Source organism: Pseudacidovorax intermedius, from assembly GCF_001476815.1.
GTDB lineage: Bacteria > Pseudomonadota > Gammaproteobacteria > Burkholderiales > Burkholderiaceae_C > Xenophilus > Xenophilus intermedius_A.
This window is the reverse complement of record NZ_LDSL01000101.1, coordinates 1-25,450: the sequence shown is the minus strand read 5'-3', so window position 1 is coordinate 25,450 and position 25,450 is coordinate 1. Positions and strand designations below refer to the sequence as shown.

General features: G+C 69.8%; 31 protein-coding genes and 3 pseudogenes. 13 read left to right on the top strand and 21 right to left on the bottom strand.

Annotated features, from left to right (window positions below; genetic code table 11):
• The 9 genes and pseudogenes from NS331_RS25630 to NS331_RS16025 all read right to left on the bottom strand — a co-directional run.
• On the bottom strand, positions 1–148 hold a 148-nt coding region (locus tag NS331_RS25630; RefSeq protein WP_242873777.1), incomplete at its 3' end, for a leucine zipper domain-containing protein.
• A gap of 97 nt (positions 149–245) precedes the next feature.
• Positions 246–695, bottom strand: coding sequence for a phosphotransferase-like protein (locus NS331_RS16050; protein WP_206597340.1), 450 nt, complete (start codon positions 693–695; stop codon positions 246–248).
• 231 nt (positions 696–926) lie between these two features.
• A complete protein-coding gene (locus tag NS331_RS16045) occupies positions 927–1,277 on the bottom strand; it encodes a hypothetical protein (protein ID WP_242873776.1) in 351 nt (116 codons plus the stop codon).
• Between the two features lie 29 nt (positions 1,278–1,306).
• Positions 1,307–1,432: a hypothetical protein gene (locus tag NS331_RS27375; RefSeq protein WP_275936470.1), complete on the bottom strand. Its 126-nt coding sequence runs from the start codon at positions 1,430–1,432 to the stop codon at positions 1,307–1,309.
• 2 nt (positions 1,433–1,434) lie between these two features.
• Positions 1,435–2,777, bottom strand: a pseudogene (gene tnpC / locus NS331_RS16040) (IS66 family transposase); the annotation flags it as partial.
• Positions 2,761–2,907 (bottom strand): annotated as a pseudogene (locus NS331_RS27480) (IS66 family transposase); the annotation flags it as partial. The pseudogenes NS331_RS27480 and tnpC, both read right to left, overlap by 17 nt.
• Positions 2,908–3,076: 169 nt before the next feature.
• A complete protein-coding gene (gene tnpB / locus NS331_RS16035) occupies positions 3,077–3,424 on the bottom strand; it encodes an IS66 family insertion sequence element accessory protein TnpB (protein WP_058642975.1) in 348 nt (115 codons plus the stop codon).
• Positions 3,421–3,822 carry an IS66-like element accessory protein TnpA gene (tnpA, locus tag NS331_RS16030; protein WP_058642974.1) on the bottom strand — a complete coding sequence of 134 codons (402 nt, stop codon included), beginning with the start codon at positions 3,820–3,822 and terminating at the stop codon, positions 3,421–3,423. The genes tnpB and tnpA overlap by 4 nt, the downstream gene beginning before the upstream one ends.
• Before the next feature lie 63 nt (positions 3,823–3,885).
• Positions 3,886–4,830 carry a LysR family transcriptional regulator gene (locus tag NS331_RS16025; RefSeq protein WP_058642973.1) on the bottom strand — a complete coding sequence of 315 codons (945 nt, stop codon included), beginning with the start codon at positions 4,828–4,830 and terminating at the stop codon, positions 3,886–3,888.
• Positions 4,831–4,925: 95 nt separating this feature from the next.
• Here NS331_RS16025 and NS331_RS16020 point away from each other — a divergent pair, with 95 nt between their 5' ends.
• From NS331_RS16020 to NS331_RS16010, 3 genes are all read left to right on the top strand, one after another.
• Positions 4,926–6,026 (top strand): alkene reductase, encoded by a 1,101-nt coding sequence (locus NS331_RS16020; RefSeq protein WP_058642972.1) that lies wholly within the window; start codon positions 4,926–4,928, stop codon positions 6,024–6,026.
• 15 nt (positions 6,027–6,041) lie between these two features.
• The gene (locus NS331_RS16015; RefSeq protein WP_058642971.1) at positions 6,042–6,743 is read left to right on the top strand and encodes a dienelactone hydrolase family protein; all 702 of its coding nucleotides are present in this window, start codon (positions 6,042–6,044) and stop codon (positions 6,741–6,743) included.
• Positions 6,744–6,852: 109 nt separating this feature from the next.
• Positions 6,853–7,617: a response regulator transcription factor gene (locus NS331_RS16010; RefSeq protein ID WP_058642970.1), complete on the top strand. Its 765-nt coding sequence runs from the start codon at positions 6,853–6,855 to the stop codon at positions 7,615–7,617.
• On the opposite strand, the gene NS331_RS16005 is transcribed toward NS331_RS16010, so the two are convergent.
• Positions 7,614–8,558 carry a LysR family transcriptional regulator gene (locus NS331_RS16005; RefSeq protein ID WP_082702545.1) on the bottom strand — a complete coding sequence of 315 codons (945 nt, stop codon included), beginning with the start codon at positions 8,556–8,558 and terminating at the stop codon, positions 7,614–7,616. The two genes, NS331_RS16010 and NS331_RS16005, sit on opposite strands and share 4 nt — an antisense overlap.
• Before the next feature lie 98 nt (positions 8,559–8,656).
• Between NS331_RS16005 and NS331_RS16000 the strand changes: the two genes are divergently transcribed.
• From NS331_RS16000 to NS331_RS15965, 8 genes and pseudogenes are all read left to right on the top strand, one after another.
• Entirely contained in the window at positions 8,657–9,892 is a 1,236-nt protein-coding gene (locus NS331_RS16000; RefSeq protein ID WP_058642969.1) for a CaiB/BaiF CoA transferase family protein, read from the top strand.
• Positions 9,889–10,392 carry a MaoC family dehydratase gene (locus NS331_RS15995; RefSeq protein WP_058642968.1) on the top strand — a complete coding sequence of 168 codons (504 nt, stop codon included), beginning with the start codon at positions 9,889–9,891 and terminating at the stop codon, positions 10,390–10,392. Before NS331_RS16000 ends, NS331_RS15995 begins: the two co-directional genes overlap by 4 nt.
• Positions 10,393–10,441: 49 nt before the next feature.
• Positions 10,442–11,464, top strand: coding sequence for a tripartite tricarboxylate transporter substrate binding protein (locus NS331_RS15990; protein WP_058642967.1), 1,023 nt, complete (start codon positions 10,442–10,444; stop codon positions 11,462–11,464).
• A gap of 29 nt (positions 11,465–11,493) precedes the next feature.
• Positions 11,494–12,474: a Bug family tripartite tricarboxylate transporter substrate binding protein gene (locus NS331_RS15985; protein WP_058642966.1), complete on the top strand. Its 981-nt coding sequence runs from the start codon at positions 11,494–11,496 to the stop codon at positions 12,472–12,474.
• Positions 12,471–13,001 (top strand): annotated as a pseudogene (locus NS331_RS15980) (CaiB/BaiF CoA transferase family protein); the annotation flags it as partial. The gene NS331_RS15985 and the pseudogene NS331_RS15980, both read left to right, overlap by 4 nt.
• Before the next feature lie 191 nt (positions 13,002–13,192).
• A complete protein-coding gene (locus NS331_RS15975; protein ID WP_058642965.1) occupies positions 13,193–14,353 on the top strand; it encodes an acyl-CoA dehydrogenase family protein in 1,161 nt (386 codons plus the stop codon).
• A gap of 28 nt (positions 14,354–14,381) precedes the next feature.
• A complete protein-coding gene (locus tag NS331_RS15970; RefSeq protein WP_058642964.1) occupies positions 14,382–15,422 on the top strand; it encodes an acyl-CoA dehydrogenase family protein in 1,041 nt (346 codons plus the stop codon).
• 14 nt (positions 15,423–15,436) lie between these two features.
• Positions 15,437–16,225 (top strand): crotonase/enoyl-CoA hydratase family protein, encoded by a 789-nt coding sequence (locus NS331_RS15965; RefSeq protein ID WP_058642963.1) that lies wholly within the window; start codon positions 15,437–15,439, stop codon positions 16,223–16,225.
• 237 nt (positions 16,226–16,462) lie between these two features.
• Here NS331_RS15965 and arsH read toward each other — a convergent pair whose 3' ends face one another.
• From arsH to NS331_RS15940, 5 genes are all read right to left on the bottom strand, one after another.
• On the bottom strand, positions 16,463–17,179 hold the full coding sequence (arsH, locus tag NS331_RS15960) for an arsenical resistance protein ArsH (protein ID WP_058642962.1): 717 nt from the start codon (positions 17,177–17,179) through the stop codon (positions 16,463–16,465).
• A complete protein-coding gene (gene arsC, locus NS331_RS15955) occupies positions 17,166–17,597 on the bottom strand; it encodes an arsenate reductase (glutaredoxin) (RefSeq protein ID WP_058642961.1) in 432 nt (143 codons plus the stop codon). Before arsC ends, arsH begins: the two co-directional genes overlap by 14 nt.
• A 28-nt stretch (positions 17,598–17,625) precedes the next feature.
• Positions 17,626–18,912 (bottom strand): arsenic transporter, encoded by a 1,287-nt coding sequence (locus NS331_RS15950; RefSeq protein WP_058642960.1) that lies wholly within the window; start codon positions 18,910–18,912, stop codon positions 17,626–17,628.
• A 205-nt stretch (positions 18,913–19,117) separates the two neighbouring features.
• Complete coding sequence (locus tag NS331_RS15945) at positions 19,118–19,444, bottom strand: ArsR/SmtB family transcription factor (RefSeq protein ID WP_058642959.1); 327 nt, start codon at positions 19,442–19,444, stop codon at positions 19,118–19,120.
• 243 nt (positions 19,445–19,687) lie between these two features.
• Entirely contained in the window at positions 19,688–20,581 is an 894-nt protein-coding gene (locus tag NS331_RS15940; protein ID WP_058642958.1) for a helix-turn-helix domain-containing protein, read from the bottom strand.
• A gap of 218 nt (positions 20,582–20,799) precedes the next feature.
• Here NS331_RS15940 and NS331_RS15935 point away from each other — a divergent pair, with 218 nt between their 5' ends.
• Positions 20,800–21,186, top strand: a complete 387-nt coding sequence (locus NS331_RS15935) for a hypothetical protein (RefSeq protein WP_058642957.1) — start codon at positions 20,800–20,802, stop codon at positions 21,184–21,186.
• Between the two features lie 57 nt (positions 21,187–21,243).
• Here the strand turns inward: NS331_RS15935 and NS331_RS15930 are convergent, their stop codons facing one another.
• Positions 21,244–21,657, bottom strand: coding sequence for a PPC domain-containing DNA-binding protein (locus NS331_RS15930; protein ID WP_058642956.1), 414 nt, complete (start codon positions 21,655–21,657; stop codon positions 21,244–21,246).
• A 114-nt stretch (positions 21,658–21,771) separates the two neighbouring features.
• On the opposite strand from NS331_RS15930, the gene NS331_RS26755 reads away from it, so the two are divergent.
• On the top strand, positions 21,772–21,939 hold the full coding sequence (locus tag NS331_RS26755) for a hypothetical protein (protein WP_193758131.1): 168 nt from the start codon (positions 21,772–21,774) through the stop codon (positions 21,937–21,939).
• On the opposite strand, the gene aroQ is transcribed toward NS331_RS26755, so the two are convergent.
• From aroQ to NS331_RS15905, 5 genes are all read right to left on the bottom strand, one after another.
• A complete protein-coding gene (aroQ, locus tag NS331_RS15925; RefSeq protein WP_058642955.1) occupies positions 21,936–22,385 on the bottom strand; it encodes a type II 3-dehydroquinate dehydratase in 450 nt (149 codons plus the stop codon). The genes NS331_RS26755 and aroQ overlap by 4 nt on opposite strands.
• A 30-nt stretch (positions 22,386–22,415) precedes the next feature.
• Positions 22,416–23,237, bottom strand: coding sequence for a shikimate dehydrogenase (gene aroE, locus NS331_RS15920; RefSeq protein WP_058642954.1), 822 nt, complete (start codon positions 23,235–23,237; stop codon positions 22,416–22,418).
• A 62-nt stretch (positions 23,238–23,299) separates the two neighbouring features.
• Positions 23,300–24,553, bottom strand: a complete 1,254-nt coding sequence (locus NS331_RS15915) for a CaiB/BaiF CoA transferase family protein (RefSeq protein ID WP_058642953.1) — start codon at positions 24,551–24,553, stop codon at positions 23,300–23,302.
• Entirely contained in the window at positions 24,550–25,029 is a 480-nt protein-coding gene (locus NS331_RS15910) for a MaoC family dehydratase (RefSeq protein ID WP_058642952.1), read from the bottom strand. The genes NS331_RS15915 and NS331_RS15910 overlap by 4 nt, the downstream gene beginning before the upstream one ends.
• Before the next feature lie 28 nt (positions 25,030–25,057).
• The coding region (locus tag NS331_RS15905) for a VOC family protein (protein WP_153012888.1) at positions 25,058–25,450 on the bottom strand (393 nt) is incomplete at its 5' end.

Here is a 25,450-nt window from a genome sequence, read left to right as displayed (position 1 = left end):
GCTGCTCGAAGCGCTGGAGCAACTTGCGTGCGGTGCGCGGGCTGATGCCCGCAGCCTCGGCTGCGGGCATCAGCCCCAGGGCGGCGATGCGCTGGACAAGCAATTTGCGTCCTTCGAAGGTCAATCTGGCATTCTTATGGCTGTTCACTCGGAAGATCCCTCTGGTGACTGAAGCGTGGTAACTCCAGTCTCCCAGACCCTTCCGGGTGAACAACCTATTGAGACACGACAACTAGGCACAGTTCTCAGCGCAGCCCCAGCGCCTGCATCACGGCCTGGGCGCACTCTTTCGGCGACCCGGCACTGGTGTCCACCACCACGTCGTGGTCCATGCCGGCATGGACCTTGTCGAACTGCCAGCGCGCCAACCCCAGGCGTCGGTCGCCGCGCGCCTGTTCGCGCTGCTCCAGCACCGGCAGCGGGCAGTGCACGCCAACCAAGCGCAGGTCGAAGGTCGCGAGCAGGCGGACATAGTCGGCCTTGTCGTCACCCACCAGCACCTCGTCGACGATCAACTCGTTGCCCTGCGCGGCCAGCGCCGCGACGGCATGGCGCATGCCCCGCATGGCGCGCCATGCGACCAGGCCGCTGTCGATGGACGTGAGGGGCCGGCCGTCATCTTGGGCAGTGCGAAAGAAGAAGCCCGCCGCATCGTCCAAGTAGCGCGGCGGCAGCATGTCGATGAACGCGTCCATCTGGACATGCAGAAAGGGTGAGGCCAGCGCAGCCTGAAGGACCCGGCCAGTGCGCTATTGCCTGCACTTCCGGCGCCATTGAGCAGGATGATCCGGGGTGCAGCCATCGGGGCGATGTAGGGACGCACGGCGTGCCAGCATCGGCACAGCGCGGCTGGCGCGCTGCGGCCCGCGCGTGCTCGGCCTCACCGTAAGCGTATCCCCAAGGCCCTCTGGGCAGGGCTATGGCGGTCAGATATCCACGACATGGCGCAGCAGCGGGAAGCCGACGCGCCACGTAGTGCCATCGCCGGGGTCGATGCTGGCGGTGCGCTGGTTGATACGCACGATGGTCCCCACGACGGTGTTGAGGTACTTGTCCTCGAAGGCCACCTTCTCGCCGCAGCGCAAGTCGTTGCGCCCTGGCTGGGGCGCAGCCGGCGGCTCGAGTGCGGCTGCAGCCCGGGCCGCATGCGCCGGCGGCTCGATGGCCGTGTAGGGCACGGACCAGGCGATGCGCGTGCCCTCTTCCTGGATCGTGGCCTGCGTCTCCTTCATGGCCAGCACCGTGCCCGAGCACATCCGGCCGTCCCGCCAATCCATGAACCGCACCGCCTGCCCCAGATGCAGGTTCAGGCGGATGGGCGCACTGCGCTTCGGATCGGCCAGCATCCGCTGATCACGCCCTTGAGTTGCAGCAGCTCCAGGCTGCTGGCGCGCCCGAGCACCTCCAGCAGGCGCGAGTCCACGCCGGCCACGTTCAGGCCGCCTCTCTCTGGGCACAGGGTTGCGCGGCCATGTTCCAGGGCAGCAGCTCCTCGATGCGGTTGATCGGGTGATCGGCGATGCGCGCGAGCACCTCGCGCAGCCAGGCCTGCGGATCCAGCCCATTGAGCTTGGCCGTCTCCATCAGGCTGTACAGGCTGGCAGCGCGGTGCCCGCCTTCGTGCGAGCCCATGAACAGGTAGTTGTTGCGCCCCAGTGCAACGCCCCGGATGGCACGCTCGGCCGCCGAGTTGTCGATCTCGATGCGCCCGTCGTCGACGTAGCGCGTCAAGGCAGGCCAGCGCGCCAGGCTGTAGCGTGCGGCGCTGGCCAATTCCGACTTGGCCGAGACCTGCGCCAGTACGTCGTGCAGCCACGCATGAAACGCCTGCAGCAGGGGGGTAGCCCGCGCCCGGCGCTGGGCGCGGCGCACGTCCGGCGGCCGCCCTCGGATGTCCGCCTCGATGGCGTACAGCGCCCGGATGCGCCGCAGCGCCTGCGCCGCCAGGCCGTCATCGTCGCGGTGCTGCTCGTACAGATCCCACCACGGGCGCCGCGCATGGGCCCAGCAGGCCGCCTCGATCACGCCCTGCTCGTACAGGCCGCCCCAGCCGGCATAGGCGTCGGCCTGCAGGATGCCGCCGAAGCCGTGCAGGTGCGCGCGTGGGTGCTCGCCCTTGCGGTCGGGGCTGTCGCGAAACCACGCCGCCGGCGCCGCGGTGCCGGCACTGGGCCGGTCGTCGCGCACATACACCCATAGCCGCCCGGTGAGGGTCTTGCCGCGCCCTGGCGCGAGCACCTTCACCGAGGTGTCGTCGGCGTGCACCTTCGCGCCTTGCAGCACGTTGCGCCCCAGCGTGGCGACCAACGGCTCGAGCAGCGCGTGGACCTGCTCGATCCAGCCGGCCATCGTGGCACGCTCGATGGGCACACCCTCGCGGGCAAAGATGCGGCTGAGACGGTGCAGCGGCAGGTGGTCGCAATACTTGCTGACCATCACGTGCGACAGCAGGCCCGCGCCGGCCAGGCCCCGGGGGATCGGACGGCTGGGGGCGGGGGCCTGCCAGATCGCCTCGCAGGCCGTGCACACCTGCTTCTCGCGCACGGTGCGGATGACCTTGAAGCGCCCGGGCACGTACTCCAGGTGATGCGAGACGTCATGGCCCAATGCCCGCAGTCGCCCTCCGCAGGCAGCGCAGCCGCATGGGCGGCCTTGCGCGTCGTGGTGCGCTTCGCTTGCCGGCGGGCGCAGCAGCAGTTGCTCGTGCGGCAGATGGGCGGGCAGGCTGCGGTCCAGGCCCTGATTGGCGGCGGCGGATGCCGGCTTCGACGAGGGGGCCGCAGGGCGCTCTGCCTGCGCGAACTCTGCCTCGATCAGGCTCGCCTGGCCATCGGCGTAGCGTTCGCTGCTCGTGCCGAATCGCGCGCGCTGCTGGCGTGCCAGCTGCAGCGTCAGCTTCTGCACCATCAGCTGCAATCGCTTGACCTCGCCCTTGAGCCTTGAGCCACTGCGGGTCGTCGGGCAGTCGTTCGGGATGGGCGCTGGGGCTGGGCACGGGCCGTAATGTGCCCGAGGTTCGGCGCTGCGTCACGCGCCACGCGTGCCCGCGTGCGCACGCGAGCCCTCGGCCCAGGGCTCAGGCTGCCAATGAGGGCGTGTGCGTTCTGGCGGGCATGCGCCAGTCGATACCCTCCAGCAGCATCGACAGTTGCGCCGCCGTCAGCACGACCCGTCCGTGCGTCGCGCTTGGCCACACGAAGCGTCCACGTTCCAGGCGCTTGGCCAGCAGCAGCAGGCCCTGGCCGTCGAACCACAGCAGCTTGACGATGTCGCCGCGGCGGCCCCGGAAGACGAAGACGTGTCCGCCGAAAGGGTTGGCCGCCAGCGTGCCCTGCACCTGGGCGGCCAGGCCGTCGAAGCCCTTGCGCATGTCGGTGTGGCCGGCGGCCAGCCACACGCGCGTATTGGCGGGAAGGCCGATCACCGCAGGTCACCTCTCAGCGCTTCGAGCACAGCCCGCAGGGTCTGGGTGTCCGCACCCGCGTGCACTCGCATCGTGACATCGGCGATGGACAGTTCGATGCAGGCCCGTGGTGATGCGGTGGTGGCGGCCGCAGGCAGCGGCGCTGCGGCGAGCGTGACTGGCAGCATCACCGCAGAGGGCTCGGCGCAGCCTGGTCTTTGCAGCACGACGACCCAGCGGCGCAACTGGTTCGCGTTGATCTGGTTGCGCATGGCCAGGCCCGCCAGCGACATGCCTGGCTGCCGCGCCTGCTCGACGATCCAAGCCTTGAAGGCTGCGTGGTAGCGATGACGGCCCCGTGCGTTGGTGCTCTCGATCCGCTTACCGGGCCAGATCGGGATGTGTCCGCTGTCTTGCATGTGCACGCATGCTGCTGCGTTGCTGCATGCACTTCAAGGCGGTCGTGAGAGGACGCTTAGGCCTCACCCTGCGCCTGTAGCGGCAGGCGGCGCCGTCGTCCCGGCCTCGCCCAGCCGCTCCACCACCGCCTGCACGAACACCTTGACGCCCGGATTGTTCTGCCGGCTGCGCGGCCACACCGCAGTGAGCACCGTGTTGTCGCAGGCGTAATCGGCCAGCACCGGCACCAGCTCGCCGCGGGCGACCGCCTCGGCCGCGATGTAGGTGGCCAGGGTGCCGATGCCGCCACCGGCCACCAGCACGGCGAGCACGGCGTCGCTCATGTCGGCCACGATGGCGGCGTCGGGCACGAAGTCCCAGCGCTGGCTGCCCTGCTGGAACAGCCAGCGCAACGGATAGCCGCTGCTCTGGTAGCGGAAGTTGACCAGCGTGTGCGCCGCCAGGTCGTCCGGGCTGCGCGGCGTCCCGTGCCGCGCCAAGTAGGCGGGCGCGGCGTAGGTGCACAGCCGGTTGGGCGCCAGGCGGCGGCCCACCAGCGTGGAATCCTTGGGATCGCCCACGCGCACCGCCACGTCGATGCCTTCTTCCACCAGGTCGATCAGGCGGTCGGACAGCCGCAGGTCGATGCGCAGCTGCGGGTACTGCTCCCGCAGCGCCGGTAACAGCGGCCCGATGATGTGCGTGCCCACCGGCAGCGAGGCGGCCACCTTGAGCACGCCGGCAGGCTCGGCCAGCCGTGCGGCCGCAAACTGCTCGATGTGCTGCAGCTCGTGCAGCAGGCGCTGCACCCGCTCGTAGAGCTCGCGGCCCTCGGGCGTGAGCGTCAGCGAACGGGTGGTGCGGGTGAACAGGCGCAACTGCAGCCGCGCCTCCAGCCGCTGCACGATCTTGCTCACGGCCGATGGCGACACCGACAGGGTGCGCGCCGCCCCCACGTAGCTGCCCTGGGCCGCCACCCGCGCGAAGGCGATGAGGCTGGGCAGGCTCTGCACGCCGATTGATTCCATGCTGGAAGGAAAGTAGTGATGGCGGGCGGTATTTTCGCCAGAAGATCTCTTTTCTACAGTCCCCCCCATCGTTTTCACAGGACTGTTTTGCTGCCATGACCGCTTCCGCCTCCAGCCCCGTTTCCCCGCTGCTCACGCCCGTGCGCTTCGGCGCCATCCAGGCCGCCAACCGCATCGTGATGGCGCCCATGACCCGCGGCCGCGCCACCGAGGGCCATGTGCCCACGCCCGACATGGCGACCTACTACGCCCAGCGCGCGGGGGCCGGCCTGATCGTCTGCGAGGCCATCGGCATCAGCCAGCAGGGCCTGGGCTGGCCCTATGCGCCGGGCCTGTGGTCGGCGCAGCAGGTGCGTGCCTGGCGGCCCGTCACCCATGCGGTGCACCAGGCCGGCGGCCGCATCGTGGCCCAGCTGTGGCACATGGGCCGCACGGTGCACTCCAGCTTCAACGGCGGCGCGCTACCGGTGTCGGCCTCGGCCAGCGCAGCGCCCGGCCACGCCCACACCTATGCCGGCAAGCAGCCCTATGAGGTCGCCCGGCCGCTGCGCGCCGACGAGATCCCGGCGCTGCTCACAGACTTCCGGCAAGCCGCCCTCAACGCCATGGAGGCGGGTTTCGACGGCGTGCAGATCCATGCCGCCAACGGCTACCTGATCGACCAGTTCCTGCGCGACAGCAGCAATGCGCGGCAGGACGGCTACGGCGGCAGCCGGACCAACCGCATGCGGCTGCTGCGCGAAGTGACGCAGGCCGTGGCCGGGGTCGTGGGCGCCGACCGCACCGGCGTGCGCCTGTCGCCCAACGGCGAGAGCCAGGGCGTGCGCGACAGCGACCCGCTGCCGCTGTACCTGGAGGTGCTGGCCATGCTCTCGGGCATGGGCCTGGGGCACCTGGAGCTGCGCGAGCCGCCCATGGACGGCACCTTCGGCGTCGGCGACATGCCGCCGCTGGCGCCGCAGCTGCGCCACGCCTTCGACGGGCCGGTGATCCTGAATGCCGACTACGACATCCCGCGGGCCGAGGCCGCGCTCGCGGCCGGCACCGGCGATGCCATCGCCTTCGGCCGCGCCTTCATCGCCAACCCCGACCTGCCGCAACGCGTGGCGCGCGGGCTGCCTCTGGCGGAATCGGACCCGGCCACCTGGTTCACCCAGGGCAGCCAGGGCTACACCGACTATCCCGCCGCCACCTGAGGGAGCGTGCCGACCATGACCTCGACCACCCCCGCGCCCCGAAGTGCAGACGTTCCCGGCGTTCTCTGGCAGCCCACGGGCCCGGCCAACGGCCGCGCGGTGCTGGTGCTGCACGAGGCGCCAGGCATCACGAGCAACGTGCGCCGGCGCGGCGCTGCGCTGGCGGCACTCGGTTACACGGTCTTCGCGCCCGACCTGCACCGCGCGGGCCGCGCTCTCGACCGCGACGAATCGCATGCCGCAGTGGCCGCCTTCCAGCACGACCCCCTGCTACTGCGCCAGCGCGTGGCCGAAAGCCTGGCGCACCTGTGCCGGGCCTGCGGCGCGGCACCGGCGCAGGTGGCCGTCCTCGGCTACTGCTTCGGCGGCATGGCGGCGCTGGAATTCGCCCGCTCGGGCGCCGAGGCGGGCCTGGTCACGAGCTACCACGGGCTTCTGGCCACCCGCGTGCCGGCGCCGCGCGGCGGCGTGCGCATGCCGCTCATGGTGTTCACGGGCGCGCTGGACCCGCTGGTCCCGCTCGCCGACGTGGCCGCCTTCCAGCAGGAGATGCTGGACGCCCAGGCGCGGTGGCGGCTGGTGATGTACGGCCAGGCCCGGCACAGCTTCACCAATGCGGACGCCGGCGGCTTCGGCGACCCGCGCATGCAGCACGACGCCGAGGCGGACGCCGATGCATGGGCACAGACCTTGAGCGGCCTGGCAGTGATGCGGTGAAGCGTCGGTACCGACGAGGGTTTCGCAGGGAGTCAAAGAACAGGCACGCGCCAACACACCAGGCGCGCACGAACGGCCACGTGGCCGGTGCCCAGCCAAGGACATCCACATGCACATCGTCTTGATCGACCGTGATCCCGAGCAACTGGCCTTTCTGCGCCAGGCCCTGCAACTGCCGCTGCCTGGGCAGGACACCCGCACCGTGGTGGCCGGCCTGCATCCTGCGCCGGGCTGTCCGCCAGCCGAGGGGCCCGCTGGGGCCCAGACGGCCGATGCCGTCGTCGCAGACTGGCGCACCCTGGTCGACCTGGGCGGCGAACTGCCAGGCGTGGCCGGACCCGACGGCACGGGGCGCGCGCCGGTCCTGGTGCTGCTGCCGCGCGACCTGCCCGAAGCCGAGTTGTCGCGCGCCCTGCGCCTGGGTGCCCAGGACTATGCCGCCCAGCCTGCTTCCCCGGCCGAACTGCGCTGGCGCCTGACGCGGCTGGTGGTCCGGCCTGCATCGCCCGCGCTGCAACTGGGCGACTGGACGCTGCGGCCGGACACCACCCGCGTGTGCCTGGGCGGTCGCGGCCTGCCGCTGGAGGTCGCGCTGACGGACACCGAATTCCGCCTGCTGTCCAGGCTGATGCACAACCTGGGGCAGGTCGTGCCGCGCCACCACCTCATCGCCTCGGCCACCCTGCCGACCATGAGCCTGGATTCCCGCACGCTAGACACGCACATCTACCGCCTGCGCCGCAAGCTGCCGCTGGACGGCTCGCGCGGCCTGCTGCTGCAGTCGATCTATTGCCGGGGCTACCGGCTGTCGGCCACGCAGGCGTCGGCGCCGGAAGCCATGACACGGGAGCGGTGCGCGTCCCGACCTTCCTAACCGGGCGCGGCCGGCGCCCGCCGCCCACGCTGCGCTGGTGCTGGCGGCTCGGCACCCGCCAGCGACAACAGGCATTCCCGAAAGCGCCGCGCCGCCGGCGTCTCCTGCTCGGCGCGCCAGGCCAGCGCGATGCCGATCTCCACCGCCGCCCCCGGCCCATGCAGCCGCCGGAACACCACCGCACGGTTCGCATGCCGCGCGGCCACGGAGGGCACCAGCGCCACGCCCAGTCCGCTTTCGACCAGGCTCACCACCGTCTGCACCTGCACCGCCTCCTGCTGCACGCGCGGCATGAAGCCGGCCTGCTGGCAGGCCTGCAGTGCCATGGCATGCAGGCCGGGCACGGCACTGGCCGAGTAGAGCACGAAGGCCTCGTCCTGCAGCGCCGCGAGCGTGAGCCGCGTGCGCCGCGCCAGCGGATGCTGGGCGGGCAGGGCGGCCACGAAATGGTCGCGCTCCACCGGCTGGATGCGGGCCGTCGTCGCGCGCGCCACCGGAAAGCGCAGCAGGCCCGCATCCACGTGGCCCTGCTCCACGTCGTCCAGCAACTGCCGCGTGGTGGATTCGGCCAGCACCAGGTGCACGTCCGGATAGCGGCTGCGGAACACCGGCATCAGCTGCGGCATGAGCGCATAGGTGGCCGAGCCGACGAAGCCCACGCGCAACTGACCGGCCTCGCCGCGCGCGGCGGCCGTGGCCACGCGGCCGAACTGTTCGGCGTGGAAGAGGGCGCGCTGCGCGTCGTCCAGCGCTGCCTGGCCGGCCGCCGTGAGTGCGGTGCCGCGCCGCGTGCGCTCGAAGAGCTGCACGCCCAGCTGCGCCTCCAGCCGGCGGATCGACGCCGACAGCGGCGGCTGCGACATGTGCAGCTGCTCGGCCGCGCGGCGGTAGTTGAGGGTGCTGGCCAGCGCCACGAACTGGCGCAGCTGTCGGGGGTCCATTGATACCTCGGTGCTATCACAGGGCTGGAATCCGATATTAGACAGCGCCGGCCCCGCACCGAAGAATCGGCGCCAACGACAACGACGGAGACATCGCGATGACGCCTTTGCAGGGCCTGCGCGTGCTGGACCTGTCCACCGTGATCTTCGGGCCGCTGGCCAGCCAGGTGCTGGCCGACTACGGCGCCGAGGTGATCAAGGTGGAAGGGCCCGAAGGCGATTCCACGCGCCATACCGGGCCGGCGGTGGAGCCCGGCATGGCCGCCATGTTCCTGGGCGCCAACCGCAGCAAGAAGAGCGTGGTGCTGGACCTGAAGCGGCCCGAGGCGCGCGAGGCGCTGCAGGCGCTCGTGGCCACGGCCGACGTGTTCATGCACAGCATGCGGCCGCAGAAGCTGGCCGGCCTGGGCATTGCGCCGGATGAACTGCGCGCCCGTCACCCCCGGCTGGTGTACGCCAGCCTGCTGGGCTTTCTGCCCGGCCCCTACGCCGGCCGCCCCGCCTACGACGACGTGATCCAGGGCATGTCGGGCCTGGCCGACCTGATGGAACGCCAGGGCGGCGAGATGCGCTACCTGCCCACCATCGCTGCCGACAAGACCTGCGCCCACGTGGCGGCCCACGCCATCCTGGCCGCGCTGATGCAGCGCGAGCGCACGGGGCAGGGCGCCTTCGTGGAGATTCCGATGTTCGAGTCCATGGTGGGCTTCAACCTGGTCGAACACCTGTACGGCCAGCACTTCGAGCCGCCGCTCGGGCCCGCCGGCTATCCGCGCGTGCTGGCCCCGTGGCGCCGGCCCTGCCCGACGGCCGACGGCTTCGTGGCCATGATGCCGTACACCGACCAGCACTGGCAGCGCTTCTTCGCCGAGGTGGGTGCACCGGAGCTGGCCGGCGACCCGCGCTTCGCCGACATCGCGGCGCGCACCGCGCACATTGCGGAGCTGCTGGAACTGGCCTGCGGCTTCACGCGGCGGCACGACACCGCCCACTGGCTGGCGGTCTGCGCGCGGCTGGAGATCCCGGCCGCGCCGGTGGCCCGGCTCGACAGCCTGCCCCAGGACCCACACCTGGCGCAGACCCGCTTCTTCGAGCAGTTGGAGGACGAGGCCATGGGCACGCTGCGCTTTCCCGGCGTGCCGGTGCGCTTCGACGGCCAGCGCCCCGCCGTAGCCATGCCGCCTCGGCTGGGCGCCCACACGCGCGAACTGCTGGCCGAGGCCGGCTGCAGCCCGGCGCAGATCGACGCGGTGATGACGCCGCAGCCATCGGCCGCGCCCCGCAGGCACAACAACGCCGCCGCCACGACCACCCCGACACCGACCACGCCATGACCGCCACCACCACGTCGCCCGCCACCACCGCCACCGGCATCGACCGCAGCCTGCCCCGCCTGGGCCAGGGCTTCGTCTGGCAGGACCTGCACGTCGGCCAGCGCATGCGCACCTTCCGCCGCACCATCACCGAGACGGACCTGGTGCAGTTCATCGGCGTCACCGGCATGCTCGAAGCCATCTTCATCGAGGACGGCTACGAAGGCGCCGCGATGCCGGGACGGCCCGTGCCGGGTGCACTCACCTACACCCTGATCGAGGGCTTCATCCTGCAGACCATGATCCAGGGCACGGGCCTGGCCATGCTGGAGCTGCACCAGAAGATCCTGGCGCCCGTGCAGGTGGGCGACACCATCGAGGCGCTGGTCGAGGTCACGGCCATCCACCCGACCTCGCGCCACGGCCGCGCGGTGGTCACCTCGCGCATCGACGTGCACAACCAGCGCGGCGCGATGGTGATGACCTACACCGCCACGCGGCTGCTCGCCGGCCGCGACTGAGCCCGCGCGACGCGCTGCCTTCCCTTTCGAACAACGACGGAGACAACCCATGCAAGCCCCCCAGAACCGCCGCCCGCCCGGCATCGACCGGCGACGCACCGCGCTGACCTTGGCCGCCGCCTTGGCCGGCGTCCTCGCCTGCCTGCCCGCCCAGGCCCAGCCGGCCGCGCCCAATGCCTACCCCGCCAAGGCCATCACGATGGTGGTGCCCTTTCCGCCCGGCGGCCCCACCGACCTGATCGCCCGCGTGCTGGCCCAGAAGCTGTCGGAGCAGATGGGCCAGCCGGTGATGGTGGACAACAAGCCGGGCGCCAACGGCAACATCGGCTCGGCCTATGTGGCCAAGGCCGCGCCCGACGGCTACACGGTGCTCTACAACACCTCGTCGGTCGCGCTGAGCCCCGCGCTCTACAAGAGCATGCCCTACGACGTGCAGCGCGACCTGGCGCCGGTGGCGCTCACGGCCGTGGTGCCGCTGGCGCTGGTGGTCAACCCCGCCGTGCCGGCCAGCAACGTGCGCGAGTTCGTGGCCTACGCCAAGGCCAATCCCGGCAAGCTGTCGTACGGCTCGGCGGGCAACGGCAACGTCACGCACCTGGCGGCCTACCAGTTCGTGCGGGCCCTGGGCATCGAGGCCACGCACGTGCCCTACAAGGGCAGCGCGCCGGCCGACGTGGACCTGGCCGGCGGCCAGATCCAGTTCATGACCGACACGGTCAACTCCGTCATGGCCTTCGTGCGCGACAAGCGCATGAAGCTGCTGGCCGTGACCACCGCCAAGCGCATGTCGCTCTTCCCGGACGTGCCCACGCTGGACGAGACGGTCATGCCCGGCTTCGAGGCCGGTGCCTGGCAGGGCCTGATGGTGCCCGCTGCGACGCCGCCGGCCGTCGTTCAGCGGCTGAATGCCGAGATCATGAAAGCGCTGCGCAGCCCCGACGTGCGCGAGCGCCTGGCGCAGCAGGGCACCGAGCCGCTGGGCTCCACGCCCGAGGAATACGGCGCCTACATCCGCAAGGAACTGGCGCGCTGGGCCGGCGTGGTCAAGGCCACCGGCGTCACGCTCGAGTGAACGGGATACCCGTCGAGGAGACACGCACCATGACCCTGACCCGTAGAACCCTGCTGGCCGCTGGCGCCGCAGCCGCTGCGCTCGCGACCGCCAGCGCCAACGCGCAGGCGCAGCCCGCTTTTCCCTCACGGCCCCTGCGCTTCGTCGTGCCCTTCGGACCCGGCAGCGGCACCGACACCTCGGCGCGCTACTTCGCGCGGCAGTTGCAGGCGCTCACCGGCCAGCCCGTCGTGGTCGAGAACAAGCCGGGCGCCAACGGCTTCCTGGCCGTGCGCCAGGTGCTGGCGGCGCCACCGGACGGCTACACCGTGTTCATCGGCAGCAATTCCACGCTGGCCGTCAATGCCGCGCTGTTCCGCCAGTTGCCCTATGACCCGGTGGCCGACTTCTCGCCGCTGACGATGATGATGCGCTCGCCCGCCATGCTCGCCGTCGGGCCCGCCGCGCCCTATGCGGACCTGCAGGGACTGCTGGCCAAGGCCCGCGCCGAGCCGGGGCGCATCAACTTCGGTGCCGGCTCGGCGGGCTACCAGCTCATGGGCGAGCTGCTCAACGACGTGGCCAAGGTGCAGACCGTGCACGTGCCCTTCAAGAGTGCGGCCGAAGCGATCACGGCCGTGGCGGGCGGCCAGGTGGACTACACCTTCGCCGAAGTCACGGCCGTGCAGGAACTGGCACGCGGCGGCCGCGTGAAGGTGCTGGCGGTGGCCGCCGACCGCCGCGTCGCCGTGGCGCCCGAGGTGCCCACCGCGGCCGAGGCCGGCCTGCCCGGCTTCGAGGCCTACACCTGGGTGGGCGCCATGGTGGCGGCACGCACGCCTGCGGCAGAGACGGCGCGCCTGGCCGAGCTGTTCACCGCCGTGTCGCGCATGGACGAGACCCGCGCGTTCTACGAGCGCCTGGGCGCCACGCCCATGACCGGTGGCCCGGCGCAGATGCGCGATTTCCAGCAGAAGGAGATCGCGCTGTGGAAGCGCATCGTCGAGCAGGCGAAGGTGCCGCTGCAATGACCATGGCCGCCACGCCGGCCGGCGCGCTCGGCCACATCCGCGTGCTGGACCTGTCCCGCGTGCTGGCCGGCCCCTGGGCCAGCCAGACGCTGGGCGACCTGGGCGCGGACGTGGTCAAGGTGGAGCGGCCCGGCACGGGCGACGACACGCGCGCCTGGGGTCCGCCCTTCGTCACTAACGCCGCTGGCCAGCCCACCGGCGAGTCGGCCTACTACCAGTGCGCCAACCGCAACAAACGCTCGGTCGCGATCGACATCACCCAGCCCGCGGGGCAGGCGCTGGTGCGCGAACTGGCGCAGCGCAGCGACGTGCTGATCGAGAACTTCAAGACGGGCGGCCTGGCCGCCTATGGGCTGGACGCGGACAGCCTGCTGGCGATCAACCCGCGCCTCGTCTACTGCTCCATCACCGGCTTCGGCCACACCGGGCCATATGCGCATCGGGCCGGCTACGACTTCCTGATCCAGGGCATGGGTGGCCTCATGAGCGTGACGGGCCAGCCCGACGACGCACCCGGCGGCGGACCGGCCATGACCATGCCGCATCCGCAGGCCGGCCCGGTGCCGATGGTCGCCAGCCCCATCCGGCTGTCGGACACCCCGGTCAGCTACCGCGCTGCGCCGCCCCAGCTGGGCCAGCACACCCGCGAAGTGCTGACCGACGACCTGGGCCTGCCGGCCGAAGCCATTCAACAACTGTTCGATCAAGGAGTCCTGGCATGAGCGTGCTCGATTCCCTCGCACCCACCGCCATCCCGGCCGAGGACGAGGCCCTGCGTGCCGAGGTGCGCGCCTTCCTGGCCGAGGCCGTCGCCGGCCTGCCGCCACATGTGCGGGCGCGCTCCTGGGGCGGCTACAGCACCGAGCTCAGCCGCGCGCTGGGCCAGCGCGGCTGGATCGGCATCACCCTGCCGCGCGAATACGGCGGCGGCGGACGCACGGCATTCGCCCGCTATGTGCTGGTGGAGGAGTTCCTGGCCTGCGGCGCGCCCGTGGGCTCGCACTGGATCGCCGACCGCCAGAGCGGCCCGCTCATCCTCAAATACGGCACCGAGGCGCAGAAGCGCTTCTACCTGCCGCGCATCTGCCGCGGCGAGGCCTTCTTCTGCATCGGCATGAGCGAGCCGGGCGCCGGCTCCGACCTGGCCAGCGTGCGCACCCGCGCCGTGCCGAAGCAAGGCGGCGGCTTCGTGCTCAACGGCCAGAAGATCTGGACCACTAACGCCCACCACTGCCAGTACATGATCGCGCTGGTGCGCACCTCGGGCGAGGCCACCGGCCGTCACCAGGGCCTGTCGCAGGTCATCGTGGACCTGAGCCTGCCCGGTGTGACCGTGCGGCCCATCACCGACCTGTCGGGCGACCGGCATTTCTGCGAAGTCTTCTTCGACGACGTGCAGCTGCCGGCCGATGCGCTCATCGGCCGCGAAGGGCAGGGCTGGGAACAGGTGACGGCCGAACTGGCTTTCGAGCGCAGCGGGCCCGAGCGCCTGTTCTCCAGCATCGTGCTCTTCGACGAATGGCTGGCCTGGGTGCGCACGCCGCAGGGCCGCAGCGAGGCCGCGCTGCGCCTGGCCGGACGCATTCTCACGGAGCTGGCGCCGCTGCGTGCCATGTCGGTCGCCGTTCAGGACCGGCTGGTGCGCGGCCAGAGCCCCATCGTCGAAGCCGCACTCGTCAAGGAGCTGGGCACGACGCTGGAGCAGTTCATTCCCGCCGCCATCGCCGACGACATCTTCAGTCGTAACACGGTGGATGCGCCGGCCGAGCTGCTGCGCACCCTGCGCTACGTGACCGAGGTGGCGCCTTCGTATTCGCTGCGTGGCGGCACCCGCGACATCCTGCGCGGCATGATCGCCCGCGGCCTGGGCCTGCGCTGAGCGGCGCCCATCGACAAGGACCAGACCCATGCACGACGACCTGTTGACCGACGCGGCCGAGGCACTGCTGCGCGACCACTGCACCCCCGACGCCGTGCGCGCCATCGAGGCCGGCGGCGATGCCATCGCGCTCTGGCAGGCGCTGGACGACGCCGGCTTTGCCGATGCCCTGGTGCCCGAAGCGCAGGGCGGCGCCGGACTGGCACTGCCCGAGGTCTTCGGCCTGTGGGCCGCGGCCGGCGCGCATGCGCTGCCGCTGCCCCTGGGCACGACCATGCTGGCGCGTGCGCTGCTGGCCTGGGCAGGCCATGCGTGGCCCGCCGGCCCCATCGCCCTGGCCGAGGCCTTGCCCGATGGCGAAGGCGGCCTGCGCTGTGCGAGCGTGGCCCTGGCCCGCACCGCCGCTCAGGTGCTGGTGCAGGCGCCCGATGGCTGGCGCCTGCTGCCCACCCGCACCGCCACGCTGACCGACGCCGCCTTAGGCCTCGACGCCGGACTGCATTGGCCGGCCGACGCATTGGCAGTCGCCCCACCGCTGGCCGTCGATGCGCCGGCCAGCGCCGATGCGCGCACGCTGCTCGCCACCCAGGCCGCGGCGCACCTGGCTGGTGGACTCATGACCGTCTTCACGCGCACGCTGGCGCATGCCAACGAGCGCCAGCAGTTCGGCCGCCCCATCGGCAAGTTCCAGGCGATCCAGCACCAGCTGGCCGTGATGAGCGAACAGGTCTTTGCCGCCCGCATGGCCGCGCAACTGGGCTGCGCCGCGACCGGCCCCTGGCCCGACCGGCTGCGCGTGGCCGTCGCCAAGGCCCGCTGCAGCCAGGCCGCACTGGCGGTGGCCGAGGCCGGCCATGCCATCCACGGCGCCATCGGCTTCACCGCCGAATTCGACCTGCAGTTGCACACCCGCCGGCTGCACGCCTGGCGCCAGTGCGGCGGTGCCGAGTCCTACTGGTGGGGCGTGGCCGGTGCCGCGCTGGTCGATGGCGACGGTGCCGCCGAGGGACGCGCCACGCTCGACTGGCTGCGCACCCTCACCGACCAACCCGCCGCCCAACCTGCCTGAACGCCCCTGCCGCCATGACCTTCCTCACCCACATCCGCGAAGGCGCCATCGTCGTCCTGACGATGGACCAGCCCCAGACCCGCAACGCCCTGACCGGCAACACCGCCGTCGACGAATTCGTCCAGGCCTGCGACGCCATCCGCGCCGACGCCAGCGTCAAGGCCGTGATCCTGACCGGCGCCGGTCGGGTGTTCAGCTCCGGCGGCAACGTCAAGGACATGCAGCGCTTCTTCGACGATGCGCTCACGCCCGACCGCATCCGCGAGGAATACCGCCAGGGCATCCAGCGCATCCCGCGCGCGCTCTACCACCTGGACGTGCCCGTCATCTGCGCCATCAATGGCCCGGCCATCGGCGCCGGGCTGGACCTGGCCTGCATGTGCGACATCCGCATCGCCAGCGAGACAGCCACCTTCGCGGAGAGCTTCGTGCGCGTGGGCATCGTGCCCGGCGACGGCGGCGCCTGGCTGCTGCCGCGCGCCGTCGGCATGGCCAAGGCCGCGGAAATGGCCTTCACCGGCGACCCCATCGACGCCCGCGAAGCCCTGGCCTGCGGCCTGGTCAGCCGTGTGGTCGCGCCCGAGGCGCTGCTCGACACCGCCCGCGCCCTGGCCCAGCGCATCGCCGCCAACCCCGGCGCCGTGATGCGAATGACCAAGCGGCTGCTGCGCGAAGGGCAGCAGGCCTCGCTGGAATCGCTGCTGGAGATGTCCGCCGGCTACCAGGCCATCGCGCACAAGACCGCGGACCATCGGGAGGCAGTGATGGCGTTTGTGGAGAAGCGGGCGGCGCGGTTTGGGTGAGGGCTTTTGGTGCTACGGGACGGAAGGTCCGCCGAGGAGGCAGAGGGCAGGCGTCGCGAATTCAGGCGCCAGCTTCTGATGCGGAATGAACGGAGGTGCAAAGCCCGAGACTAGGGCTTGAGTTGCGGCTAATTCCTGATTGCAGCGATTGCCGCCTCGGGGCTACGCTCGCCATTGGCCGCTCCCGGCCATCAGCGGTCGATTGCGGGCGTCCGCTTTCGAACAGCAGTTTTGGCGTCAGATGCTGCGAAGGTTGACCCGCTTGGACAGCGCCTCAGCGCTCTCGCGCCGCTCGCTGTAGCGGTCCACCAAGTAGCTCGCGCAGTCGCGCGTCAGCAGCGTGAACTTCACCAATTCCTCCATCACGTCCACCACGCGCTCGTAATACGGCGATGGCTTCATGCGGCCATCTTCGGCGAACTCGGCGAAGGCCTTGGCCACGGACGACTGGTTCGGGATGGTCAGCATGCGCATCCAGCGGCCGAGCACGCGCAGTTGGTTCACCGCGTTGAAGGACTGCGAGCCGCCGGACACCTCCATGACGGCCAGTGTCTTGCCCTGCGTGGGCCGCACCGATCCGATTGACAGCGGAATCCAGTCGATCTGCGACTTCATGATGCCGGTCATGGCCCCATGGCGCTCGGGCGAGCACCACACCATGCCCTCGGACCACTCCGCCAGGTCGCGCAATTCCTGCACCTTGGGATGGTCCTCGGGCGCGCCATCGGGCTGCGGCAGGCCTCGCGGATCGAAGATGCGCGGCTCAGCGCCCATGGCCTGCAGCAACCGAGCCGCTTCCTCGGTCAGCAGCCGGCTGTAGGATCGCTCACGCACCGAACCGTAGAGCAGCAGTATGCGCGGCGGGTGTGTCGCGCGCTCGGCCGGCAGCAGCCGCGCCAGGTCGGGCCCGCGGAAGTGGTTGGCGTCGATGTTGGGCAGCTCAGGGCTTTGCAATGCGCGCTCCCTTGTCGTCAATGACCGCCTCGCCGTCTTCCTTGGTGAACGCACCTTGCTGCGGCTGCGGCAGCAGGTCCAGCACGGCCTCCGAAGGCCGGCACAGCCGCGTGCCCAGCGGCGTGATGACGATGGGCCGGTTGATGAGGACGGGCTCCTGCACCATGAAGTCGATCAACTGCGCATCGGTCCACAAGGTGCTGTCCAGGCTGAGTGCTTCGTAGGGCGTGCCCTTCTTGCGCAGCAGTTCGCGCGGAGTGATGCCCATGGCGATGATCAGCCGTTCCAGCGTTGCACGGTCGGGCGGCGTCTTCAGGTACTCGATGACCTGGGGTTCTTCACCGCTGTTGCGGATCATCGCCAGCACGTTGCGCGAGGTGCCGCAGGCAGGGTTGTGATAGATCGTGACGTCGCTCATGGTGGTTCCTTGTGGACGGTCGGCGCGGTCAAGCCAGGCTCAAGCGCAGTGCCAGGGCCGCCAGCGTCACCAGCAGCACGGGCAGCGTGAGCACGATGCCCACGCGGAAGTAGTAGCCCCAGGCGATGGTGGTCCCTTTCTTCTGGAGTACGTGCAGCCATAGCAGCGTGGCCAGACTGCCGATCGGCGTGATCTTGGGGCCGAGGTCGCAGCCGATGACGTTGGCGTAGACCATGGCCTCTTTGACCAGGCCGCTGGCCTGCGAGGCGTCGATGGACAGCGCCCCGATGAGCACCGTGGGCATGTTGTTCATGACCGAGGACAGGAGGGCCGTGAGCATGCCCGTGCCGATGGCCGCGCCCCAAATGCCGCCCTGCGCGAACACATCGAGCAGCGCGGCGACGCGGTCGGTCAGCCCGGCGTTGCGCAGACCGTAGACCACCAGATACATACCCAGCGAGAAGACAACGATCTGCCAGGGCGCGCCATGCAACACCTTTCGTGTGCTGATGACGTGGCCCCTGGCCGCAACGGCCAGCAGCACCACGGCGGCCACGGCTGCGACCGCGCTGACCGGCACGCCCAGCGGCTCCAGACCGAAGAAGCCGACCAGCAGCAGGATCAGTACCACCCAGCCGGCTCGGAACGTGGCCGGGTCGCGGACGGCTTGGGCAGGCATCTTGAGCTGGGCCAGGTCGTAGCGCGCCGGCACACGCCGGCCGAAGTACAGCAGCAGGACCAGCAGGCTGGCCAGCACGGCGGCGATGTTGACCGGCACCATCACAGCCGCATACTGGTTGAAGCCGATATCGAAGAAGTCGGCCGACACGATGTTGACGAGGTTGGACACGATCAGCGGCAGGCTGGCGGTGTCGGCGATGAACCCGGCCGCCATGACGAACGCCAGGGTTGCCGCCGGCGAGAGCCCCAGCGCGGCCAGCATCGCCATGACGATGGGCGTGAGGATCAGCGCGGCGCCATCGTTGGCGAACAAAGCCGCCACCGCTGCGCCCAGCAGCACGATGAAGGCGAACAGCCGGCGGCCGTTGCCGCCGCCCCAGCGCGCCACGTGCAGCGCGGCCCACTCGAAGAAGCCGGCTTCGTCCAGCAGCAGGCTGATGATGATGACGGCCACGAACGTGGCGGTCGCGTTCCAGACGATGCCCCACACCACGGCGATGTCGGTCAGGTGCACCACACCGAAGACCAGAGCCACCACCGCTCCCAGCGATGCGCTCCAGCCGATGCCCAGGCCTCGCGGTTGCCAGATGACCAGCACCAGCGTGAAGAGAAAAATCAGGATAGCCACAAGCATGGCGGAGGCCGTTCAAGGAAACGGGGGATGCGGCCCGGCAGGGCCGCAGGCGAGGTCAGCCGCGCGCGATCAGCACTTGGCCAGGTCGCGTGCGGACTGCTGGAGCGACAGCTTGTCCAGGATGCTGCGGGCCGAGTTGTGGGTGCAGAGAAACAGGACGTTCAAGGGGCGCACGGTGTTGCTCATGGTCATCGTCAAGGGTTGGTCAGCAACGGCAGGAAGCTGCCGCGCCGGTGGTTGAGCACACCTCGCCCCCACAGCAGTTCTCGCTGAGGTATTCCATAAGTTCGTTCATCATGGTGAACGAGGCGCGATAGATGAGGTTGCGGCCCTGCCGCTCCTGCGTCACCAGGCCGGCATGCGTCAGCTCCTTGAGATGGAACGACAGCGTGTTGCCGGCTACGTCCAAGTGGTCGGCCAGTGCACTTGGGGTCAGGCCCTCGGGCCCGGCGACGACCAACGCACGGAACAGGCGCAGGCGCAGGACTTGTGCCAAGGCGGCGAGAGATCGGACAGCGTCGGCTTCTTGCATAAATAAACTATACAACGATTATTGAATCGTTGAGTGACAGCTCCCAGCAATCCAACCTTCCGAGCGAAAGACCGATTTGGGCCCGAAGGAGGCTACCGCCTCGCTGACCAAGTTGTCTCCATCCGGTCGTGAGGCCTCGCGAATTCGTCCCTGAAAGACTCTGCCGCTGACAGCACCAGCAGTGCCTCGAAGAGGCGACAACCGACTCAAGCTTCTCCCATGACTCGGCACTGCGCGGCCTGCTCAAGCAACTCGCGTGGTCTCGACCTCGTGTCGGCTGGCATGCTCGCACTCAGACAAAACGTTGTCTTCTGACACGTCGATTGTCACGCCCAGGGCCAGCAGGTCACTTGCGGTAAGGCCGAACATGCGTTTGAACGTGCTGCTGAGGTGCGCTGAATTCGCAAACCCGGCGGCGTAGGCGGCTTCGGTCAAGCTGCCGCCGTCGGCGATGGTGCGCATCACGACGGCCATGCGTCGCCACAGACGATAGCGGCGAAACGGCAGGCCAAGCTCCGCGTCGAAGCGCGCCCGGAAGCGCGACGGTGACAGGCAGGCCAGCGCGGCAGCGTCTTGCAAACGGCCGAACGCACTCGGCCTGCGTTCTATCTCTCGCACAACCCGGGCGATGCGCATATCCCGCGGGCCATGAGGCCTCAGCCCAAAGGCGGCGAAGGCCTCGTCGAGTCCGATCTGCGTTGCAGCCAGCTTCAGCCGCTCGCGGCCGCGCATCAGCAACGCGTTGGAAAGCGGGTGCCGCCGGTCGGTGAGCGGATCCAGGTAAAGCAAGGCCATCGGCCCAATGCTTTTCAGGTGATGAAGCGTCTCCGAGGGGATGACGCTGATGACTTCCGAGCGCCACGGCGACCAACCCGCTGACTTCACCCAGGTCTGCAACTCGAAGGGCTGCCGCAGAGACACCGCGATCGTGGTCGCCACGTTCAGGTGCGGAGACAGGTTGAGCCCCGGGCCGACGTACAGCGCACGCGCCGGACCCGTCCAGATGCGCGGAAAGACAGGCGAATCTTGAAAGCTCGAAGCGAGCTGCTCCGACACGATGCCGACATCGACTTCATTCTGTTCGCAAGGCATGCAAAACCTTCCAATCTTCATCGCAATCGCCGGCTTCACCGTCATGGCATCGGCGCAAGCGCCAAGCACGGCGTCATGACGGCCCAGTTCGGAATCTTAGAACTCACGCCAGCGGACCGTAGCGAGGTGCGGGCCGTCTGGAGGTCGTCGCTGCAGTGATGCTGTTGGCGGCCGCATGCTGCTGAGAATCCGAGGCGGCAGGGACGTGAGTCCGCGATGCAACCGTCGGATCCGCGGTCGGCGTAGAAACCCAAAGGAAAGCCATGAAATACGTCTCCATCGTCGCTCTGCTCATCGCAGGCATCATTCACCTGCTGCCCGTCCCCGGAGTGATGGGGGTGAGCACGGTGACACGGCTCTACGCTATCGAGGTGAACAATTCGAACACGGCCATCCTGCTGCAGCACCGGGCGCTGATGTTCGGCGTGCTGGGTGTGCTGATGCTCTGTGCAGTCGCGCTGCCTTGGCTGCGCGTCACCGCACTGACAGTGGGGCTCTTCAGTGCAGCCAGCTTCATCGCGGTTGCGACGGCCGTCGGCGGATACAACCCGGCCATCGCAAGGGTGGTGGTTGCCGATGTTGTGGCCTCGGTGCTGCTGGCGGCCGGTCTCGTGGCAGAGCTGTGGCTGATCGGCAGGAAAGTGGCGTAGGTTGCCGATATGACCGCTTTGGCTCCAGGACGACCTCGACTTCGAATGGTGTCTCAGTCAGCCGGCTGTCCGCCCTTGCGCGCTGATCGTCAGTTCCAGATACCCGGTCTGCCCATCGACCTCCCGCCCCAGCCGCCATCCCGCCATCTCTGCGACCACCAGCTCCACCGTCGTTCTCACTGCATTTCCATAACCTACATGACCGCCCCACACGCGCCCCTGCGCGTCGGCCACGCTCATGTGCAGATGCGCGCCCTGGGATGACAGCGAGCCCGAAAGGCTGAGGATTTCGAAGGGGCCGGTCCAGCGCGTCGCCTGCTCGGCGGCGGCCAGGCGCAGCACGGCGCCATCCAGGCTGCCGATGCCGGCCACGACGAAGAGGGCAGGGCCGTCGGCGCGGTCGGCGGCGTGCTGTTCCAGCGTGCGGCGCAGGTCGACGCCGGGGGACAGGCGCATGGGGGTGAAACTCATGGCGCCATGGTGCCTGCGATGGGGCGCTGCCGGCAAGGAAGCCTTGGCGGAGCAACCCTCGGCCAGGCGCTTCTGCCGGCGCCGCGCCGATCCACCTTTCTTCACCCGCCCACCATGGACACCCTGACGCTCTTCCTCGGCATCTTCGCCCTCACGCTCGCCTTCGTGGCCTGGCAGGCCCGGCGCCAGGGCGTGGAGAAACGCGACGTCGCCCTGATGGGCAGCCTCGGCGGCCTGTGTGGCGTGGGAGCCGCCGTGGCTGCCGTGTTCGCCGCGACCTAGGCGCCCTGGCGTCCGCGCGCGTGCGTGATCGCCGTGCGCAGCGCGAGCAGGTAGCTGTCCACGCCGAAGCCGGCGATCTGCCCCTGAACGATGTCCGCGAACACCGAGTGATGCCGGAAGGCCTCGCGCGCATGGATGTTGGACATGTGCAACTCCACGATGGGGCAGGTCAGGATGGCCAGCGCATCGCGGATGCCGTAGCTGTAGTGCGTCCAGGCGCCGGCATTGAGCATCACGCCGTCCACGCCATCGAAGTAGGCCTGGTGGATGCGCTCGACCATCGCGCCTTCGTGGTTGGTCTGGAAGGACTCGACCTGCACGCCCAGTTCGCCCGCCAATGCCTGCAGCTCGCCGTCGATCTGCGCCAGCGTGATCGTGCCGTACTGCTTCGGATCGCGCTTGCCGAACATGTTGTGGTTGATGCCGTGCAGCATGAGGAACTTCATGGTCCTGTCTCCCTGGGTAAGAGGCCGCGCTCAGCGCAGCGGCACGGTCAGTTTGGCGATGACCGCTGACGTTTCCGGCCGCACACCGCGCCACCAGTCGAAGGCCTCGGCGGCCTGCTCGACCAGCATGCCGACGCCATCGGCCAGGCGCTTCACGCCGGTCTGCTGCGCCATGCGCAGGAAGGGCGTCAGGCCCTTGCCGTAGGCCAGCTCGTAGGCCAGCCCGTCGGCGGTGAACACGGTGGCCGGCACAGGCGGCAGTTCGCCGCGCAGGCTGGCCGAGGTGGCGTTGAAGACGAGGTCGAAGCGCTGGCCGTCCAGGTCGTGATAGCCGCAGCCGCGCACCGGGCCGTGGCTGCGCAGTTCGGTGGCGAGGGCAACAGCCTTGTCGACAGTGCGGTTGGCAATGACCAGCTCCGACGGCTGCTGCTCCAGAAAGGGCAGCAGTGCGCCACGCGTCGCGCCGCCCGCGCCCAGGATCAGCACGCGCTTGCCGCGCATGGCACAGCCCTGGTTCTCGACCACGTCGCGCGTCAGGCCCACGCCGTCGAAGTTCTCGGCCAGCACGCGCTCACCGTCGAACTTCAGCGCGTTGACCGCGCCGGCCAGGCTCGCGCGCGGTGAACGCTCGGTGGCGAAGGCGAAGGCGTCGAGCTTGAAGGGCGCCGTCACGTTCATGCCGCGGCCCCCGGCGGCACGGAAGGCCGCGGCGTCCTCGGCGAACTGGCCAGGACGGCCTTCGATGGCGGTGTAGACGATGTCCTGCCCGGTGGCTTCGGCGAACATGCCGTGGATCAGCGGCGACTTGGTGTGGCCGATGGGGTTGCCGATGACGGCGTATTGGTCGTGCATAGAAATACCTCCGGCTTCGCCTGCGGTGCGAGCGCCCTTCGGAACGGCCGTGCGTGCGCTCATCAGTTCATCTCCTTGGTATAGAGCACGCCGTCGGCCTGCATCTGGGCGATTTCCTCGGTGCTGTAGCCCAGTGCCGCCGCGATCTCGGCGTTGTGCTGACCGAGGTCGGGCGCGACCTGGCGGATGGTGGTGTCGCAGTCCGAGAACTTGAAGGGCAGGTTGGGCAGGCGGATCTTGCCGAGCACCGGATGCTCCTGCTCCACCACCATCCCTCTAGCCTGGATCTGCGGATCGGCCAGCACCTCGTCGATGCGCTGCACCTTGGCGCAGGGCACGTCGATGCCGTCCAGCAGCGCCAGCACGTCGGCGACGCGGCGCGACGCCACCCAGGGCTTGACCACTGCGAGGATCTCCAGCCGGTTCGCATTGCGGCCGGTCGAGGTATGGAAGCGTGCATCCGCACCGAAGCCCGCCGGGCCGCCGTGGGCCTCGACCAGCGCCGCGAAGCGCTTCCAGGCGTCGTCCACCTGCGCGGCGATCACCAGGTCGCCATCGGCCGCGCGGAACACGCCGTAGAGCGTGGAGGTGGGCATGTCGTGCCCCGTCTGCTCGGGCAGCACCTGGCCGCCCGACAGGGTGTAGCACTGCACCGCGTATTCGTGCATGGAGACCAGCGTGTCGTACAGCGCCATGTCGATGTGCTGGCCACGGCCGGTGCGGGTGCGGCCCAGCAGCGCGGCATTGATGGCGGCCACGGCATGGATGCCGGTGTACATGTCGCCCAGCGAGATGCGCAGCACCGGCGGCGCCTCGCCCGGCGTGCCGACCATCTGCATGATGCCGCTCTTGGCCTCGGCGATCAGGCCGAAGCCGGCACGGTGCGCATCGGGGCCGGTGTGGCCGTAGGCGGAGATGGAGCAGTACACCAGGCCCGGGTTGCGCTGGCTCAGCTCGGCATAGCCCAGGCCCAGCTTGTCGAGCGCGCCGGGGCGGTAGTTCTCGATGAACACGTCGGCGCCGTCCACCAGCTTCTGCATCAGCGCCTTGCCGCGCGGGTCCTTGGTGTTGACCGACAGGCCCTGCTTGCCCATGTTGAGCTGCAGGAAGTAGCCGGAGTACGCATCGTCCTCGCCCACGAAGAAGGCATGGTGCCGGCCGGCGTCGCCGCTGCCGGGCCGCTCCACCTTGATGACCTCGGCGCCCAGGCCCGCCAGGCAGCGGCCCACATACGGCCCGGCCAGGAAGTGCGAATAGTCGATGACGCGGATGCCGGCCAGGGGCAGCGGCTGGGTGTTGTTGGCCTCCGCGCTCATGCCGGCCTCCGCGGAATCATCAGGCGATGCTCGCCCTTCTGCACGACCTCGCCATGCTGGTTGACCAGCTCGGAGGGCAGGATCACGATGCCCCAGCCCGGCCGGCTCTTCGAGGCGCGCAGGCCGGTGACGGTGAAGCGCACGTGCAGCCGGTCGTCGATCTTGATGGGCAGGAGGAAGTCCCAGGTCCAGCCCAGCGACATGCCGGGCAGGAAGCGGTATTCGCTGCGCGTCTTCAGGCCGTCGGCGATGGACAGGCCGAACAGGCCGTGCGCCACGCGGGTGCCGAAGGGCGTGGTCTTGGCGTAGTCCTCGTCGATGTGCACCGGCGTGTAGTCGCCGGTCAGCTCGGCATAGGCGTTGATGCGCGCCTCGGTCACCTCGTACTCGGGGCTGGTGCAGGTGTCGCCCTCGCGGGCGTCGTCCCAGTACCTCTCGGGCGTCTCGAAGTGCTGCGGGGGCGGGGTCAGCTTCATGGGTGTTCGTCTCCGGAATCGAAAAGGATCAGCCGCGCGGCTTCACGGCCAGGGCCTGGGCCACGCTGCCGGGCGCGGCCTGGATCAGCTCGACGGCCAGGCCGTCGGGCAGCTGCAGCCAGTTGCGGCCCTGCGGCAGGGCTTTGACGCCGAATGGCTCGGCGGCGGCCAGGGCGGCTTCCAGGTCGTCCACCATCACGCCCAGGTGGGCCAGCCAGCCGGCGTCGTTGCTGGGCGGGGCCTCGAAGCCGGGCGTGGCCATCAGCTGCATGCCGCCGAGCGTCCAGTACTGGCGCGGGTCGTCGGTGGGGCCGTCGATCTCGCGCACGTCCATGCCCAGCACTTCGTAGAAGAAGCGGATGTGCCAGTGGATGTCGCGCACGCGGATGGCGACGTGTTCGACATAGGCGCGGGTGGGCGG